This is a genomic window from Candidatus Pseudothioglobus sp. Uisw_041 (genome assembly GCF_048087625.1).
Lineage (GTDB): Bacteria > Pseudomonadota > Gammaproteobacteria > PS1 > Pseudothioglobaceae > Pseudothioglobus.
On the sequence record NZ_CP159805.1, the window covers coordinates 123,633 to 139,074 of the forward strand.

Sequence of the window (15,442 nt, forward strand, 5' to 3'; positions counted from 1 at the left end):
GCGTATAATAAAAGGCCCGAATTATGTCGGGCCTTTTGTATTGTAAAAACAAAAACGAATGAATAAAAGTAAATATTACCCAGTAATTGTTGTTGGTGGAGGCCATGCTGGAACTGAGGCAGCTCTTGCATCAGCTAGAATGGGTGTCGATACATTGCTAATAACTCATAATGTGGAGACACTTGGGCAGATGAGTTGTAATCCTGCGATTGGTGGTATTGGTAAGGGCCATCTTGTAAAAGAGATTGATGCAATGGGCGGCATAATGGCAAAAGCTATTGATGTATCAGGTATTCAGTTTAGAACACTTAACGCATCTAAAGGGCCAGCTGTAAGAGCTACCAGGGCTCAAGCAGATAGAATATTGTATAAAGCAGCCATAAGAAGCAAAATTGAAAATCAAAAGAATCTAAGTTTATTTCAGCAGCCAGTTGACGATTTAATTATTGAAAATAACAGAGTTAAAGGCGTTGTAACGCAAATGGGCTTGGAGTTCTTTGCAGATAAAGTTATCTTAACTTCAGGTACTTTTTTAGGTGGAATTATTCATATTGGCAAACAGAATTATCAAGGAGGAAGGGCTGGTGATGCACCAGCTAATGTTTTATCTGAACGGCTACGTTCTTATGACTTAGGTGTAGGGAGGCTCAAAACAGGAACTCCACCACGCCTTGATGGAAGAACAATTAACTATAATGTCTTACAAAAACAAGAGGGTGATACCCCACTACCAACCTTCTCATTTATGGGGAGATCAACTGATCACCCAGAACAAATTCCATGTTTTATTACACATACGAATGCAAAAACTCATGAATATATTACTAATGGTCTAAAAGACTCGCCACTCTATAGTGGAAAAATAGAAGGCGTTGGCCCTCGATATTGCCCTTCAATTGAGGATAAGGTTGTTAGATTTGCAGAAAGAGACTCACATCAAATATTCGTTGAACCAGAAGGACTTACAACTCATGAAGTGTATCCAAATGGCATTTCAACATCGCTAGCATTTGAAGTTCAAGAGGATTTTGTTAACTCTATTAAAGGTTTTGAAGATGCAAAGATCATTCGTCCAGGCTACGCCATTGAATATGATTTTTTTGATCCAAGAGGGTTAAAACAAACACTAGAAGTTAAGAAAATATCAGGTCTTTTCTTTGCAGGACAGATTAATGGCACTACTGGTTATGAAGAAGCCGCTGCACAAGGTTTGCTTGCTGGAATTAATGCTGCATTACAGATTCAAGAGAAAGACCCTTGGACCCCTAAACGGGACGAGTCTTATATTGGCGTTATGGTTGATGATTTGACGACCAAGGGGGCATCAGAGCCTTATCGGATGTTTACCTCTCGAGCTGAATATCGCCTTTTACTTCGAGAAGATAATGCTGATGAGAGATTAACTCCACAAGCTAGAAAAATGGGACTAGTTGATGATTTACGTTGGCTTTCTTTTAATGGAAAATATGAGCAAGTAGCGAATGAGAAAAAACGTTTAAAGTCTTTTTGGGTTCAGTCAGGAGACGCCCAAGCAGAAAAAGTTTTGGGAATAAAGCTTAGTCATGAATATAGTTTAGAGGCTCTGTTAAAAAGACCAAATATTGACTATAAGCTGCTCAGTAAGATCGAAAATGCAAAGCCCTTTCTGGAAGATAGGATGATTATCGAGCAAGTAGAAAATCAAATTAAATATGAGGGCTATATAAAACGACAATTAGATGAAATTGAAAAATATCGTAAAAATGAGAACACTAAGCTTTCATCAAATATTGATTACAGTGAGATTAAAGCCTTATCCAATGAGGTTAGGCAAAAGCTTAATGAATACAAGCCTGAGACAATTGGTCAAGCTAGTAGAATTCAAGGCGTAACCCCAGCATCAATTTCTATTCTATTGGTTTTTCTGAAAACTTACAAAGCCCTGTCATGAATGAAAACGAGAGGCTGCTCTGTGAAGGGGCGGAGTTAATGAATGTTGATCTTTCAGAGTTTCAAGTGCAGCAGCTCCTTAGGTTTCATGCATTAATTATTAAATGGAATAAGGTATACAATTTAAGTGCCATACGCGACCCTCTAGAGTCAATTAAAAAACACTTTTTGGATAGCCTTTCAATAGTATGTTTCATAAAGCCTGGATTATTACTAGATGTCGGCTCTGGCGCTGGCTTACCTGGGATTATCATTGCAATTATGATGCCTAAAACTAGTGTTTTTGTCATCGATAGTGTTGGCAAAAAATGTCGATTTATGCAAACTGTAAAAACAGAACTGTCTTTGACCAATCTGACAGTAGTTAATAGTAGAGTTGAGTCATTTAGTTATCATGAGTCTTTTCCTCAAATAACATCCCGAGCATTTTCAGATGTTGCGAGTACTATTGAAAAAGTGAAACATTTAATAGCGGATGATGGTCGCTACTTAATGATGAAGGGTGACAATATTGATGAAGAAACTATTCAAAAAATGAAGGCAAAAGTGCATATTTTAAAAGTTCCATTTGTTTCAGATAATCGTTCACTTTTAGAAATTCAGCTATAATTTTTATTTATGGAAATAATAGACTCTCATTGCCACATAGACCGAGTTGACTTAGATGCTTTTGGAGGAAGTATTGAGTCAATGCTCAAGCATGCCAGTGAGCTCTCTGTAAAGAAATTTCTATGCGTCTGTATTGATTTGGAGCATTTTGATCAAGTTCACGATCTTGCATTAGCGCACTCTAATATATATTCATCAGTTGGCGTGCATCCAACAGAAACTAATTGTAAAGACCCAACTACAGAAGAGTTACTTGAATATGCAACAAGCGACAGAATCATTGCAATTGGCGAGACTGGTTTGGATTATTTTCATGTCAAGGAGGATCAGGCTGGCTGGCAAAGAGATCGCTTCCGTAGGCATATTAAGGCGTCCAATATTTCAGGCAAGCCTCTGATTATTCATACTAGAGAAGCTAAATCTGATACTATTAAAATTCTCTCTGAAGAGAAGGCTGAGTCAGCTGTTATGCATTGCTTTTCTGAGGATTGGGAAACTGCCAAGGCGGCATTAGATCTTGGTTATTACATTTCTTTTTCGGGTATTTTGACTTTTAAAAGTGCTCAATCTTTGCGTGATGTTGCAAAAAAAATACCTGCTGAGCGTCTTTTGGTTGAAACAGACTCACCATATTTAACCCCTGTTCCAAATAGAGGAAGGCCTAACAGCCCAGCCTATACATACTATGTAGCAGAAAAACTTGCAGAAATTCGTAATACGAGTATTTCTGAGATTGCTAAAGTTACTACTGATAACTTTAATCGGCTATTTTTTTCGTGACTTTATGACTACTCATGATGCCCCAAGATATATAACTGTAGATGAGTTTTCAATTGGACAGCGTCTTGATAATTATCTAATTAAGCAGCTTAAAGGTGTCCCAAAGTCTCGCATTTATCGCATTATCAGAAAAGGTGAAGTCCGCGTTAATAAAGGCAGAAAGAAAGCAGACTATAAGCTTGTTTCTGAAGATATTATTCGAATTCCACCTATTAGAACCTCTACTGAAAAGGATATTAAGCCATCTGATGGACTACTTAAGTTGCTTAATTCCTCAATTCTTTATGAGGATAAAGGCTTATTAGTTCTAAATAAGACACATGGAATGGCAGTTCATGGGGGAAGTGGTGTTACTATTGGAATTATTGAAGCACTTAAAAGTCAATACAAAGAACCGATTGAACTTGTCCATCGGCTTGATAGAGGAACATCAGGGTGTTTGATTCTTGCAAAAAAACGGTCAGTCTTAAAATCATTTCATGAGCAGCTAGTTCATCATCAAGTGGAAAAGCGTTATATTGCACTTGTTAAAAATAGCTGGAGTAAGAAAAAGCATACCATTGATGCGCCAATTTATCAAAACTCAAGGAATAGTGTTATTGATTCGAAAGGAAAAGACTCAGTAAGTCATTTCCACCCTATTAAAAATTTTCTTATGGGTGATGAAAGTGCCTCGTTAGTTGAAGTTGTTATAGAAACTGGAAGGACTCATCAAATCAGGGTCCATGCAAAGCATGCTGGGCATCCAGTTGCCCAAGATGATAAGTATGGCGATAATAGTTTTGATCAATTGATGAAAAAGAAAGGGTTGAGTCGACTTTTTTTGCATGCTAAATCAATTGTTTTTACAAACCCTATTACTAATGAGATACAAAAGGTAACGGCCCCATTACCAAATGATCTTGAAGAATTTTTAAATAAACTATGAATGCGTATATTCGCTTAATGAGGCTTGATAAGCCTATTGGGTCATTACTACTTTTATGGCCCACATATTGGGCTTTATTTCTAAGTGCAGATGGATGGCCTGATTTAGATATATTGTTCATTTTCACTTCAGGAGTTTTTATAATGAGAACTGCTGGGTGCGTTATAAATGATTTTGCAGATCGAAAAATTGATAAGCACATCGTAAGAACTCAGCAAAGGCCTCTTGCTACTGGAGAAATTTCATCTAACTCCGCGCTAGTATTATTTGGCCTATTATTATTGATTGCATTAGGCTTAGTTCTTCAAACTAATATCTTAACTATTAAATTGTCTTTAATTGCCGTTCTTCTGGCAACTTTATATCCTTTTACAAAGCGCTGGACTAATTTACCGCAACTAGTTTTAGGTGCTGCATTTGGAATGAGCGTACCTATGGCTTTTAGCGCTCAAACTGGAGTGGTTCCTTTAACTGCATGGCTAGTTTTTATTGCAACCCTAGTTTGGACTTTAATTTATGACACTTTTTATGCGATGGCTGATCGCGATGAAGATTTAAAGATTGGAGTAAAGTCAACAGCAATTCTTTTTGCAAAATACGATCAAATTATTATCACTTTGTTGCAAATTTTATTAATTATTGTGCTTATATTAATTGGCAATGTTTTCGATTTAGGATTAATTTATGACTTTTCTTTGGTGATTATTTCATTTTTTATGATTTATCATCAATTTCTACTGAAAAAACGCCAAAAAGAAGAATATTTTAAGGCATTTCTTAATAATAATTTCATTGGTATGACTGCATTTTTAGGGATTTTTCTTTCGGTAATCATCAAGTCATAAGTTTTGTTGTTTTTTTGCAACATTTGAGCAAAATTACGTCATTTTGGCCTATTTTTTTGCTTTTTTTCATCAAGAAAACTTGACACTCTGTTTTTGTTACTATAAAAAGTCCATCAATCAGCAAGTATGTTGATTATTTTAAAAACAAATGGAGAGAAAATATGTTAAGTAATGTAACTGGTTGGATAAAAAAATTAACTGAAGCTGGTGTGGGTCTTGTAGCACTAGCAGTTGTTGTTCAAGTAATATTTGGTTCAAGTGCTTCATTCCTACCTGGCGATGTTGTCGCTAGGCTTACTGATATGATCGGCGCACTTGGTGGTGCTGGCTTAGTTGGTTTAATTACAGCAGGATTGTTGTACACGATCTTTTCTAAGTAATACGTATTAACTCAATAGAAAACCCGCTATAAGGCGGGTTTTTTATTATTTGAATGAAATTTTATTAAGTACTTAATTTTATTGTGCTAAAGCTAATTTTTTAGTCATCACGCACCTAGAAAACTTGACATAGTGATTTTGATACTATAAAAAGTTTATCAATCAGCTGGAAATCTGGTTGTCTTAAAACAAATGGAGAGAGAGTATGTTAGATAATGTAATTGGATGGGTAAAAAAATTAACTGAAGTAGGTGTAAGTTTTATTGCACTTGCAGTTGTTGTTCAAATAATTTTTGGAAGTCAAGCTGCATTCTTACCTGGCGATATTATCGCTAGACTTACGGATATTATTGTTGGACTTGGAGCTGCAAATTTGGTTGGTTTAATTGCCGTTGGTTTGCTGTACAAAATCTTTACTAAGTAATACATATTAACTCAACAAAAAACCCGCCACTAAGCGGGTTTTTTATTATTTGGAAAAGATGGAGTTAAATCCCTCGAAGAAGCTCATTAATTCCAACCTTAGACCTTGTTTTAGCGTCAACCTGTTTAACTATAACGGCGCAATAAAGTGAATAGCTTCCATCTGCCGATGGAAGGTTGCCAGAAACTACAACTGATCCTGCAGGTATTCGTCCATATGATACTTCACCCGTCATTCTATTAAAGATTTTAGTTGATTGGCCAATATAAACGCCCATTGATATAACAGCACCTTCTTCAACGATAACACCTTCAACTACTTCTGATCTTGCTCCAATAAAGCAGTTATCCTCTATGATTGTTGGACTCGCTTGTAAAGGTTCAAGCACCCCACCAATGCCTACGCCGCCTGAAAGGTGAACATTTTTGCCAATTTGTGCACAAGAACCTACAGTTGCCCATGTATCGACCATTGTTCCAGAATCAACATATGCACCAATATTTACATAAGATGGCATTAAAACCGTATTTGAGGCTATATAAGAACCTCTCCTTGCAGTGGCTGGAGGAACTACTCTAACACCCGACGCTTGAAACTCTTCAGCTGTGGTATTTGCATACTTGGATGGCACTTTGTCATAGTACTGCGTATAGCCAGATTGCATAGGGACATTATCTGCAAGCCTAAATGAAAGCAAAACAGCTTTCTTTAGCCATTCATTAACTTCCCAGTTGCCGATACTTTTTTGCTCTGCAACTCTAGCTTCTCCTGAGTCTAGGAGGTGAATTGCCTCATCAACAGCTTGTTTAATTTCATTGCTTGCAGAGTCAGGGGTGATATGCGCTCGATCTTCAAATGCAGCTTCAATAATATCTTTCATAATTGTCATAATAAAAAAAAGTTAATTATATCATTTAGAGTCCATTTGGACTTCTCTAATGATCGTGCTGGTGGTTATGATGATGCTCATAAGTTGCCATCAAGTCATGGATTTGATCAGCAAATAAGTCATTAAATTGAGCATCTTTCAATATGGATTCGGGGAGTCCCTCACAGCAGATATGATGATAAAGGCAAAGAACTTGAGTTGATTCTTTCATTACTCTATGAAGATCATGTGACACCATAAGTACAGCACAGTTTTGCTTTTGATGAATATCCTGAATTAATTTATAAAGCTGCATTTGCCCATCAACATCAAGGTTTTGTGCTGGTTCATCTAAAATCAACACATTAGGCTTATTTAGAAGCGCTCTAGTTAGTAAGACTTTTTGCAATTCACCACCTGAAAGATTTTTGAGCGGCATTTTAAGTAAATCTTCAATACCAGTAAGCTCACAAGTTTGACGCGTGAACTCACGATCAAATTTTTGATTTAATGTCAAAAAATCAATAACAGATATAGGTATGTATGGATTTGCTGTAAATGATTGAGGCGTATAACCAAATTTTAAATTATCGCTATGTATTATTTCTCCAGAATCTTGTTTAATAACACCTAAAAGAATCTTAATTAATGAGCTTTTTCCAGCGCCATTAGGACCTATTAATGTAATAAACTCACCAGGATGAAGTTTAAAGCTGACATCATCAAGGATATTTTTCCCATTATGACTAAGGCTAATATTGTTTAGAGTTATGAGAGCATCTGACATTAGTATATTTTATCTAACAATTCATGCATGAGCTCAAAATATAAAGTTTGAAAGTTTAAATTCATCAAGTAGTTTCCAATAAAAAAACTTGGTTTAGAGGTAAAATTTGAGAATGAATCAGCAACTCATTTTAGTAGATGGCTCGGCGTTTTTATTTCGCTCCTATTTCTCAACGCTATCTCAAAACTTGACAAATGAAAGTGGCTTTCCTACTGGAGCTATGTTTGGTGTTGTAAATGCGATAAAACATCTACAAAGGAAGTATCAGGACGCAAAGATTATTATGATTTTTGATGCAAAAGGTTCAAATTTTCGTCACGAAATGTTTCCTGACTACAAAGCCAATAGAAGCCCAGCAGAGGATGATTTAGTTGTTCAGATTGAACCCCTTTATAAAATAGTTAGGGCAATGGGCTTTCATTTTTTATGCGAGCCGAGTGTCGAAGCAGATGATGTCATTGCGACGTTATCTAAGCTTGCTCGTGAAGAGGGCATTGAAACAATTATTGCTAGTGGGGACAAAGACCTTTTCCAATTAGTCGGAGGCAATATTAAGCAACTTGACATGAAAGGTAAGCTCTATGGTGAGGAAGAAATTAAAGAGAAAATGGGAGTTAATCCAAACCAAATATTAGATTTACTGGCATTAACGGGGGATTCAGCTGACAACATACCTGGAGTGCCTAGTGTTGGACCAAAAACTGCGTCAAAGTGGCTTGAGCTTTATGAAAACATTGAAGGCGTTAAGGCTAATGCAGAAAAGATTGGCGGTAAGGTTGGTGAAAAACTAAGGGAATCTTTTGAGATATTGGATCTTTCTTATAAATTAGTTCAGCTAAAGTTTGATGTCAAGCTTCCTTTAAATATCTTATTAGATGAGCCCGGAGAAAACAAAGAGGAGTTACTAGATCTTTTTAGAGAGTATGGTTTTTCAATGTGGCTTAAGCAATTAGGTGAAAAGACTGTACCTAAAATTGCTCAAAATGATGAGCAGGTGACTGATGAAACTCCCAGCCCTGTTTCTAGTATTGCTCTTAAAGAATATTCTCAAAATCTAATACTTACAGATGAAGACTTTTCTGGATTGCTTACTAAGCTGACCAATAGTGAATCTTTTGTATTTGATTTAGAGACGAATAGTCTTAACTATATGGAGGCTGAGATTGTTGGCCTTGTTTTTCTTATTGAGAAAGATAGTTATTATTTACCAGTTGCACATGACTACTTAGATGCGCCAGTTCAGTTGGCTAGACATAAGGTAATGGCATCTTTAAAGCCCTTGCTCGAGAATAAAGCTATTGGCAAAGTTGGTCAAAACTTAAAATATGATGCCCATATTCTTGCTAATATTGATATTAGTCTAAATGGCATTATTGACGACACTATGTTGAAATCTTATTGTTTGAATTCAGTTGCAAGCCGCCATAATATGGATGATTTAGCCTTACATTATTTGGGGCACAAAACAATTCATTATGCAGATGTTGCTGGTAGCGGAAAAAAACAACTAACCTTTAACCAGGTTGATATTAGTGAAGCAATGCCTTATGCGTGTGAAGATGTCATTGTAACAAATGAGCTAAATAATGTCTTGGAATCAAGGCTTCAAGATTATCCTAAAGTGATGCTGCTTTATAAAAGCATAGAGATTCCATTAATAAAAATTATGTTGAAATTAGAAAGAAATGGTGCGTTTGTTGATGAAACTTCACTCTTTAACCAACAGATTGAGGTTAAAGCTGAAATGATGAAAATTCAGACTGAAGCATATGAGGTTGCTGGCGATGAATTTAATCTTGAGTCTCCAAAACAAATTCAGCAAATTTTATTTAGTGAAGAGGGTTTTGGCCTAGAGCCAAAAAAGAAAACAGCAAAGGGCCAGCCTTCAACAAATGAAGAAGCTCTAAAATTACTTGATCACCCGTTAGTTGATTTAATAATGGCTTATCGTACTTTAACAAAACTAAATTCTACTTATTTAGAGGCCTTACCAAAACAAATTAACAGAAAGACTGGAAGGCTTCATACCTCATATCATCAAGCAGTAACTGCAACTGGTAGGCTTTCTTCTTCAAAACCTAATTTTCAAAATATTCCAATTAGAACAGAGAGGGGTGCTCAGATTAGATCAGCATTCATTGCAAATAAAGATAATGCAATCCTTGCTGCTGATTATTCTCAAATTGAGCTTAGAATAATGGCGCATATTTCACAGGATAAGAGCTTAATTGAGGCTTTTAATAATAATGTTGATGTTCATAGTGCAACAGCCTCTCAAGTTTTTGATACTGAGCTTTCAAATGTTACTAAAGATCAGCGCCGAAAGGCTAAGGCGATAAACTTTGGCTTAATTTATGGTATGAGTGCGTTTGGTTTGGCTAAACAAATAGATGTCTCTAGAACTGAAGCTAAGCAATATATTGATGGTTATTTTGAGAATTATCCTGGTGTCTTAAGGTTTATGGACGAAACTAAAGAAAGGGCTAAAGAGCAGGGATTTGTAGAAACAATTTTAGGTAGGAGGCTATATTTGCCTCAAATTAATTCGAAAAATAAAATGCTGCAGCAACACGCACTAAGAACTGCAATTAATGCTCCTATGCAAGGCTCCTCTGCAGATATTATAAAAAAAGCTATGCTCGATATCCAGTCCTGGATTGATAGAGAAAATAATGGAGTAAAAATGATCATGCAAGTTCATGATGAGCTTGTATTTGAACTTCGAGCTGATAAAGCTAAAGAGTATGGTGAAATTGTTAGGTCTATGATGTCAGATACTTTGAAGTTAAGTATTCCATTAGAGGTTGATGTGGGAATTGGAACAAACTGGCAAGAGGCTCACTAAACCTTAAGTATAGAATTTGAGTATCGACTTATTGATGTGTTAAATTAAAATAGGCTCTAATAACCAAAAAAGTAATAATGAGTTAATTATATGAAAGAGCAACTGCAAAACCTACTTACTAAATGCATCCATGATTTAATTGATCAAGGATTACTTAGTGAGATGCCATCAAAAGTTCGGCTAGATCACACCAAAGATAAAAGTCATGGTGATTATGCAACAAATATAGCCTTAATGCTGGCAAAGCAGGCTAAAACCAGCCCACTGAATCTGGCGCAAGCTATTATCGACCAATTAGATGGCGCTGATTTTATTGAAAAAACAGAAATAGCCGGCCCAGGGTTCATTAACTTCTTTCTGTCAGACAAGTCGAGTACTGCCGTGATAAATGAAATTATTGAAAGTGGTGATGGGTATGGAACATCTAATATAGGAGCAGGCCAAAGTATTCTTTTGGAGTACGTTTCAGCGAATCCAACAGGACCTCTTCATGTTGGACATGGAAGAGGGGCCGCTTATGGGGCAACTGTTTCTAACCTACTAAGATCTGTTGGTTATAAAGTTGATAATGAGTACTATGTAAATGATGCGGGTAGGCAGATGGACATCTTATCTGTAAGCATTTTCTTGCGATATTTAGCGCTCTGCGGAGAAACAATAAGGTTTCCTGATAATGGCTATCAAGGAAAGTATATTAATGATATCGCCAGTAATATTATGCAGACTTATAGTGACGCTTTTCACAAAGAATCCGCATTAGTTTTTGAAGGTATCTGCAAAGATGAGCTTGAAGGAGGAAACAAAGAGTCTCATATTGATGAGTTAATTTCAAGGTCAAAAGAGTTATTGGGTGAAGGCTTTAAATCTATTTTTAAAGTAGGTATTGAAAGTATTCTAAGTGGCATCAAAAAAGATCTAGCTGATTTTGGAGTGGTCTTTGAAAAGTGGTTTTCAGAGCAATCTTTGATTGATAACGGCCTTTCTGAGGCTAGCATTAAAAGACTTCAAGACAGTAAGCACGTTTATAAAAAGGACGGCGCCCTATGGTTTAAAACAACGGATTATGGAGATGAAAAAGATCGTGTAGTAGTCCGTGATAATGGAAATCATACTTATTTTGCTTCAGATATTGCCTACCACCTTGAAAAATTTGAGCGAGGCTATGATAAAGTAATTAATGTTTGGGGAGCTGACCATCATGGTTATATTGCTAGAGTTAAGGCTTCTGTAGCTGCATTTAATCATAACCCTAAAAAATTAGAAATCCTTTTGGTTCAATTTGCAAACCTTTATAGAGGTGGAAAAAAAGTACAAATGTCAACTAGAAGCGGGTCTTTTGTGACCCTAGAGGATTTAAGAAGTGAGGTAGGAAATGATGCCGCACGTTTCTTTTATATCCTTAGAAAGTCAGAGCAGCATATGGATTTTGATCTAGACCTTGCCAAATCAAAGACAAACGAGAACCCAGTTTTCTATATTCAATATGCCTATGCTCGAATTAACTCTGTTTTTAAGCAAGCGCAAGAAAAGGGCATAGTGTTTAATTATCAAGATGCTGATTTAGGATTATTATCAGAAGAAAGTGAAAAATCAATTTTAAGAGAGCTAAGTCGTTATAAAGGTGTCATAGAGTCTGCTGCCATGCAGTATGAACCTCACCAACTTGCTTACTATTTACGTGAATTGGCTTCTCAATTTCATAGTTACTACAATGCCTGTCCTTTTATACTGGATGATCAAGATCTTACCCAAGCTAGGTTGACAGTGATCCACGCAACGAAACAAGTTCTCTTTAATGGGCTAACTATTCTAGGGGTTAGTTCGCCAGAGTCAATGTGAATGATCAGAGGCAAAGAGATCAAGCACTAAATATAGGTGATTCTTTCATTGTTCAAGCTCCTGCTGGCTCAGGAAAAACTGAACTTATAACTCAACGTTATTTAAAATTACTTAGCTCTGCAGATGTGCCAGAAAATATTTTAGTTATGACATTTACCAACAGAGCGGTGGATGAGTTAAAGCATAGAATAATTAGCTCGCTTAATCGAGCAAGATTGCACCCACCTGAAGAGCCACACAAGCTCAAAACCTTTGATCTTGCCAATAAAGTGTTAGAGCAATCAAGTCTGAAAGATTGGAATTTACTGAATCACCCCTCTCGAATAAAAATAATTACTATTGATTCGCTGTCAAGTTTAATTGTCTCAAGGTACCCATCTATTGATCAATTAATCCCACCTCAAACAATGATTAATACTTATGAGTATGAGCAAATTTATCAAGAGGCAGCAGAAAATACCCTTCTACTAATTGAGGAGAGTGAGTATCAAGCTAGCATCTCATCTGTTTTGTTGTACCTTGATAACCATGTTGATAGGTTCTATCGGCTCATAGTTCAGATGCTCTCAAAGCGAGAGCAGTGGCTACCAAAACTATATATTGAGGGTGCTCTTGATATTAATTTATTAGAAATTCTAGCGCAAGAATTAATTGTTGAATATCTTGGAACCTTGAGAGGTGCAGCATCTGGTTTGCTTGATAAATCTTTTTTTAATTTATTAGAAGTTAGTACCAGGCATGATGTTTCTAAGATTAAAAAGTTACCAGGCTCAACTATCGAAGATTTGAGTGATTGGCAAACTATTTCTGAGTTACTTTTAACGAAAAGTACTGGGAACTGGAGAAAGAAAATTGATGCTAATATTGGATTTCCAGCTGAACTTAAGGAAGAAAAACTGATATTTAAAGAAATATTAGAGAGTTTTGATTCTGAAGTTGAATTCAAAAAAATACTTAATAATTTATCTAACTTACCAAGTGCGTATTTTCCAGAATCAACGAGTAAAAGTATCAATGATATTGCACAAGTCTTAAAGTTAAGTGTTGCAGAGTTGAAGGTAATTTTTAAAGAAAAAGGTTTGCAAGATTTTTCAGAAGTTGGTATGCAAGCTATTAATGTGCTTGATAGTCGTGAAGAGGTAAGTGATATTGCGCTATTGTTAGACTATCAAATTAAGCATCTACTAGTTGATGAGTTTCAAGACACTTCATATTCACAATTAAGCTTAATTGAAAAGCTTGTTGATAGCTGGCAAGAGGGAGATGAAAAGTCAATCTTTTTTGTGGGTGATCCAATGCAATCAATTTATAAATTTCGTGAATCTCAAGTTGGAATTTTCCTTGAAGTCATGAAAGGTGGTATAGGTAGTCTTAAAATTAAGCCTCTAGTATTAAGGGCTAACTTTAGGTCAAATAAAAGTATTGTTGAGCAAAATAATAAGATTTTTTCTCAAATATTTCCAAACCAAGATAATTTATTGTTGGGCGCTATTCATTATTCTGAATCAAGCTCTGCTTCAAATATTGAGCAAAATGATGCGCTCACTTTTTACCCGTTTAGTGTAGATCAAGATTCTGAAGAAGCGGAGATGGTGGTTAGTATTATTAAAAAATCTATTTTAAATAATCCACATCAAGAGATTGCAGTCCTTGTAAGATCTAGATCTCATTTAAATGCCATTACATTATTGCTTCAGGAAAGCAGGGTTAATTTTGAAGCCTTAAAAACTGAGCCATTAAGGTCTAATCTTTTTACCAGAGACTTGCTAAGTTTAGCTAGAGCATTGCTTAGTTTGGCGGATCGTTTAGCTTGGCTTTCTATTCTCAGAGCTCCATGGTGTGGCTTAAAGTTAGAAGATTTATTAGTTTTTAGTGATTCAATAGATAAGACAATTTTTAGTCAGTTAATAGATGATGATATCGTTAAAGATTTGAGTGATGATGGTATTTTACGTTCTAGGCATTTATTCCTAGCAACTGAAGAGGCTATTTATAGTGAAGGTAAGTTTTCTTTTGTAGAGCGTTTTTCTTATGCCTTAAGTCAGCTATGTAATGAGATTGAACTTAATGAGCAAGAAAAAAGTATTAGATCTCAATTTCTTTCATTACTGAATCATTGCGAACTAAGTCAAAGTTTAGATATCAAGACAATTGAATTGATGGTTAAAGATTTATATGCACCCTCCCAGTCTGCCTCTGTTAAGTTAATGACAATTCATCAGGCTAAAGGCTTAGAGTTCGATACTGTAATTATTCCTGGCCTTGGTAAAAAAGGAAAAAATGACTCACTATCCTTAATACAAATTCAAGAGTTTTCAAATAATAATATTTTGCTGGCACCTTTAAAATCTTCTTATGAAGACTCTGAGAGTAAAACTTACCTTTATTTGCAGTACTTACAAAAACAACAGGCACACTTTGAATTAATGAGAGTTCTGTATGTTGGGATGAGCCGAGCAAAAGATAAGATTCATTTGTTAGGTAGCGTTTCAAAAACTGGAAGAGCTGTCAGTGGCTCATTGCTGTCATTTTTAAGTAATTATTTTCAACAATCTATCGATGACATTCCAATTCAAGATGCAATAATTCCAGTAGAGACTTCTTTGCCCAAACTTCAGCGTAATAAGATGCTTTCAACTCTTTCTAGTCGAGTCATTAATGACATTAAGCAATCTAAAAATATGCCCAGTAATATTGATCTAATTTATCAAAGTGCATTGGGCTCAATAGTGCATTACTTTCTAGAGCATTATTTATTTGAGCCATCATTTGAAAGTATTGACGCAAGATTTAAGGAGTTTGGATTGCCGACAAAACTAATTCAGTCATATACTAAAGCTGCCTCTCTTTTACTTCTCAATACAAAGCGTGATAAAGATTTTGAATGGCTATTTAAATATCGAGACTCTACTGAAGTAGAAGCCGAATATAGTAATTCAAGTAAAACAGTAATAATTGATCGATTGTTTATTGAAGATGGCACTTTATGGATTATAGATTTCAAGACGGCATCGCTTAACGATGGTGAATCTATGAGCTCATTTATTGGGCGGCAAAAACAGTCACACCAAAAACAAATCAAAATATATCAAGAGGTTCTTGATGATTTTTTTAAACTCCCTTCAAAGGTTGCTCTTTACTGCCCAGCTGCAAGTCAGTTAATAATAATTTAATTGTTTTTGTATTGAAAAATTGCTGGACAAATTCC

General features: G+C 35.7%; 12 protein-coding genes. 10 read left to right on the plus strand and 2 right to left on the minus strand.

Annotated elements, in window-relative coordinates; genetic code table 11:
- Window positions 1-58 precede the first annotated feature (58 nt).
- The 7 genes from mnmG (at window position 59) to ABXT44_RS00655 (ending at window position 5,895) form a co-directional block, all read left to right on the plus strand.
- Window positions 59-1,930, plus strand: coding sequence for a tRNA uridine-5-carboxymethylaminomethyl(34) synthesis enzyme MnmG (gene mnmG, locus ABXT44_RS00625; RefSeq protein WP_416687232.1), 1,872 nt, complete (start codon window positions 59-61; stop codon window positions 1,928-1,930).
- On the plus strand, window positions 1,927-2,538 hold the full coding sequence (gene rsmG / locus ABXT44_RS00630) for a 16S rRNA (guanine(527)-N(7))-methyltransferase RsmG (protein ID WP_416678236.1): 612 nt from the start codon (window positions 1,927-1,929) through the stop codon (window positions 2,536-2,538). Before mnmG ends, rsmG begins: the two co-directional genes overlap by 4 nt.
- Before the next feature lie 9 nt (window positions 2,539-2,547).
- Entirely contained in the window at window positions 2,548-3,318 is a 771-nt protein-coding gene (locus ABXT44_RS00635; RefSeq protein WP_416687233.1) for a TatD family hydrolase, read from the plus strand.
- A 4-nt stretch (window positions 3,319-3,322) separates the two neighbouring features.
- Window positions 3,323-4,246, plus strand: a complete 924-nt coding sequence (locus ABXT44_RS00640) for an RluA family pseudouridine synthase (RefSeq protein WP_416687235.1) — start codon at window positions 3,323-3,325, stop codon at window positions 4,244-4,246.
- The gene (ubiA, locus tag ABXT44_RS00645; protein WP_416687237.1) at window positions 4,243-5,091 is read left to right on the plus strand and encodes a 4-hydroxybenzoate octaprenyltransferase; all 849 of its coding nucleotides are present in this window, start codon (window positions 4,243-4,245) and stop codon (window positions 5,089-5,091) included. The genes ABXT44_RS00640 and ubiA overlap by 4 nt, the downstream gene beginning before the upstream one ends.
- A gap of 161 nt (window positions 5,092-5,252) precedes the next feature.
- Window positions 5,253-5,471, plus strand: a complete 219-nt coding sequence (locus ABXT44_RS00650; protein ID WP_271537261.1) for a hypothetical protein — start codon at window positions 5,253-5,255, stop codon at window positions 5,469-5,471.
- 205 nt (window positions 5,472-5,676) lie between these two features.
- Complete coding sequence (locus ABXT44_RS00655) at window positions 5,677-5,895, plus strand: hypothetical protein (RefSeq protein WP_271537260.1); 219 nt, start codon at window positions 5,677-5,679, stop codon at window positions 5,893-5,895.
- Window positions 5,896-5,959: 64 nt separating this feature from the next.
- Here the strand turns inward: ABXT44_RS00655 and dapD are convergent, their stop codons facing one another.
- Window positions 5,960-6,775, minus strand: a complete 816-nt coding sequence (dapD, locus tag ABXT44_RS00660; protein ID WP_416687239.1) for a 2,3,4,5-tetrahydropyridine-2,6-dicarboxylate N-succinyltransferase — start codon at window positions 6,773-6,775, stop codon at window positions 5,960-5,962.
- 55 nt (window positions 6,776-6,830) lie between these two features.
- Window positions 6,831-7,550 (minus strand): metal ABC transporter ATP-binding protein, encoded by a 720-nt coding sequence (locus ABXT44_RS00665; RefSeq protein WP_271537258.1) that lies wholly within the window; start codon window positions 7,548-7,550, stop codon window positions 6,831-6,833.
- 112 nt (window positions 7,551-7,662) lie between these two features.
- Here ABXT44_RS00665 and polA point away from each other — a divergent pair, with 112 nt between their 5' ends.
- From polA to ABXT44_RS00680, 3 genes are all read left to right on the plus strand, one after another.
- Complete coding sequence (gene polA / locus ABXT44_RS00670) at window positions 7,663-10,395, plus strand: DNA polymerase I (RefSeq protein WP_416687242.1); 2,733 nt, start codon at window positions 7,663-7,665, stop codon at window positions 10,393-10,395.
- 90 nt (window positions 10,396-10,485) lie between these two features.
- Window positions 10,486-12,234 (plus strand): arginine--tRNA ligase, encoded by a 1,749-nt coding sequence (argS, locus tag ABXT44_RS00675; RefSeq protein WP_416687244.1) that lies wholly within the window; start codon window positions 10,486-10,488, stop codon window positions 12,232-12,234.
- Entirely contained in the window at window positions 12,231-15,407 is a 3,177-nt protein-coding gene (locus tag ABXT44_RS00680; RefSeq protein WP_416687246.1) for a UvrD-helicase domain-containing protein, read from the plus strand. Before argS ends, ABXT44_RS00680 begins: the two co-directional genes overlap by 4 nt.
- The last annotated feature ends 35 nt before the right edge of the window (window positions 15,408-15,442 follow it).